Annotated in this window: 1 rRNA gene; it reads left to right on the plus strand. The window is 55.5% G+C overall.

From position 1 onward, the window contains the following. The first annotated feature begins 25 nt into the window (after positions 1 to 25). Positions 26 to 1,542: ribosomal RNA gene (locus tag HMPREF2635_RS01755) — 16S ribosomal RNA — on the plus strand. The last annotated feature ends 41 nt before the right edge of the window (positions 1,543 to 1,583 follow it).

A 1,583-nucleotide genomic window follows, 5' to 3' on the forward strand; every position in this document is an offset into this window, starting at 1 on the left:
TAGGTTTGGGCTTTTCACGGCCTTTTTTGTGGAGAGTTTGATCCTGGCTCAGGACGAACGCTGGCGGCGTGCTTAACACATGCAAGTCGAACGGAAAGGCCAGTGCTTGCACTGGTACTCGAGTGGCGAACGGGTGAGTAACACGTGGGTGATCTGCCTTGCACTCTGGGATAAGCTTGGGAAACTGGGTCTAATACCGGATATGAACTGCCTTTAGTGTGGTGGTTGGAAAGTTTTTTCGGTGCAAGATGAGCTCGCGGCCTATCAGCTTGTTGGTGGGGTAATGGCCTACCAAGGCGTCGACGGGTAGCCGGCCTGAGAGGGTGTACGGCCACATTGGGACTGAGATACGGCCCAGACTCCTACGGGAGGCAGCAGTGGGGAATATTGCACAATGGGCGGAAGCCTGATGCAGCGACGCCGCGTGGGGGATGACGGCCTTCGGGTTGTAAACTCCTTTCGACAGGGACGAAGCGCAAGTGACGGTACCTGTATAAGAAGCACCGGCTAACTACGTGCCAGCAGCCGCGGTAATACGTAGGGTGCGAGCGTTGTCCGGAATTACTGGGCGTAAAGAGCTCGTAGGTGGTTTGTCGCGTCGTCTGTGAAATTCCGGGGCTTAACTTCGGGCGTGCAGGCGATACGGGCATAACTTGAGTGCTGTAGGGGAGACTGGAATTCCTGGTGTAGCGGTGAAATGCGCAGATATCAGGAGGAACACCGATGGCGAAGGCAGGTCTCTGGGCAGTTACTGACGCTGAGGAGCGAAAGCATGGGTAGCAAACAGGATTAGATACCCTGGTAGTCCATGCCGTAAACGGTGGGCGCTAGGTGTAGGGGGCTTCCACGTCTTCTGTGCCGTAGCTAACGCATTAAGCGCCCCGCCTGGGGAGTACGGCCGCAAGGCTAAAACTCAAAGGAATTGACGGGGGCCCGCACAAGCGGCGGAGCATGTGGATTAATTCGATGCAACGCGAAGAACCTTACCTGGGCTTGACATACACTAGATTGCTGCAGAGATGTAGTGTCCCTTGTGGCTGGTGTACAGGTGGTGCATGGTTGTCGTCAGCTCGTGTCGTGAGATGTTGGGTTAAGTCCCGCAACGAGCGCAACCCTTGTCTTATGTTGCCAGCATTTGGTTGGGGACTCATGAGAGACTGCCGGGGTTAACTCGGAGGAAGGTGGGGATGACGTCAAATCATCATGCCCCTTATGTCCAGGGCTTCACACATGCTACAATGGTCGGTACAACGCGCAGCGACACTGTGAGGTGGAGCGAATCGCTGAAAGCCGGCCTTAGTTCGGATTGGGGTCTGCAACTCGACCCCATGAAGTCGGAGTCGCTAGTAATCGCAGATCAGCAACGCTGCGGTGAATACGTTCCCGGGCCTTGTACACACCGCCCGTCACGTCATGAAAGTTGGTAACACCCGAAGCCAGTGGCCTAAACTTGTTAGGGAGCTGTCGAAGGTGGGATCGGCGATTGGGACGAAGTCGTAACAAGGTACCCGTACCGGAAGGTGCGGGTGGATCACCTCCTTTCTAAGGAGCATATATATGGCACCAGTTGGTGTCTTTTAGCC

The sequence above is a fragment of the Corynebacterium sp. HMSC035E02 genome, assembly GCF_001836065.1.
Lineage (GTDB): Bacteria > Actinomycetota > Actinomycetes > Mycobacteriales > Mycobacteriaceae > Corynebacterium > Corynebacterium hiratae.